Below are 1419 nucleotides of genomic sequence, written 5' to 3' on the forward strand. Positions count from 1 at the left end.
TAGTAAACGTACCCCAAGCGTAGGCAAGCCGGGCGCGGCAACTATATATAGAGGGGGGAGGAAAGCCGGCCTCTATAAGTCGGCCTCTATATATAGGGATGCAGAGAGGAAGCTGGGGGTTCGCTTGCGAAGCCCATAATTTTCTTGGCTTTCGCGGATGACGGCCCAAAAACTTGTGCTATAGTCTCGCTCCTTCGCAGTTCAGACAGTTTTTGAACTGCGGGGCCAGGCAAGCACAACAGGCAAGGCAAGGTGAAAACCCGGGGTAACCCAGCCAAGTCTGCCGCGACGGGTTCAGGAATGAGCGCCCAGCGGTTGTTGCAAGGATTGACGCAAATCAGGCAAAAGCCAGTTGCACAATCTGCAAAAATCGTGCTATAGTCTTGGGCTTGGCTGGTGATAAGAATTCAGGGTTTACCCGGATCGAATCGCTAGCCGCCTGAAGTAGTAACCAACCCCTGAAATTCAGGGCTGCCGCGAAAGCGGCGGGGTTGCAAGATAGGATGCAAGTCAGGCAAAAGCCGGTTGCATAATCTGCAAAAGTTGTGTTATAGTTTCAGGCTTGGCAGTTGCCGAAAACTTAGGGTTAACCCTGATGGGTTGTTCTGATGTTTCGATAGCTGCTAAAGAGAGCAGACCTGAAGGGGTCGCAAGCAAGAAAGCAGGGGCGCGAAAGCGAACGACGCTGACTTGACAAGCGATAAAAACTCCTTCATAATCTTGCCTCTCTGCTGCTGAAAACAGCGAGCGACGCAAAGCGAAAGCAGCGCGAAGCTGGCGGGTTCAGCGAAATGGCAGTGAAGAATTTAGCAGTACCGCTCTTTAACAATTAAACAACCGATAAGTGTGGGCGCTTGATGCGATGCACTGTGATTAGGTTAGGCGTTAAACCCTGACCTCTTCACAAGCACAATGAAATCAAGTGCTCACTAGAAGTGAAGTACCTTAGACGTCAAGTTTAAGAACATACCTCACTTCCTTTGAGTAGCGACGTATGACCTGGTTCGGATTTATTCGGACCAAGAATACGAAACAAATACAGAGATTAAACTGAAGAGTTTGATCCTGGCTCAGATTGAACGCTAGCGGGATGCCTTACACATGCAAGTCGAACGGCAGCACGGACTTCGGTCTGGTGGCGAGTGGCGAACGGGTGAGTAATGTATCGGAACGTGCCTAGTAGCGGGGGATAACTACGCGAAAGCGTAGCTAATACCGCATACGCCCTACGGGGGAAAGCAGGGGATCGCAAGACCTTGCACTATTAGAGCGGCCGATATCGGATTAGCTAGTTGGTGGGGTAACGGCTCACCAAGGCGACGATCCGTAGCTGGTTTGAGAGGACGACCAGCCACACTGGGACTGAGACACGGCCCAGACTCCTACGGGAGGCAGCAGTGGGGAATTTTGGACAATGGG

Annotated in this window: 1 protein-coding gene and 1 rRNA gene; one reads left to right on the forward strand and one right to left on the reverse strand. The window is 51.5% G+C overall.

The annotated features are described in order from the left end of the window. Positions 1 to 510: 510 nt before the first annotated feature. Positions 511 to 756 (reverse strand): hypothetical protein, encoded by a 246-nt coding sequence (locus A9976_RS10480; protein ID WP_183018953.1) that lies wholly within the window; start codon positions 754 to 756, stop codon positions 511 to 513. A gap of 291 nt (positions 757 to 1047) precedes the next feature. Here A9976_RS10480 and A9976_RS10485 point away from each other — a divergent pair. After that, positions 1048 to 1419, forward strand: a 16S ribosomal RNA gene (locus A9976_RS10485); the annotation flags it as partial.

It is taken from the genome of Delftia sp. UME58, from assembly GCF_014170385.1.
GTDB lineage: Bacteria > Pseudomonadota > Gammaproteobacteria > Burkholderiales > Burkholderiaceae_C > Comamonas > Comamonas acidovorans.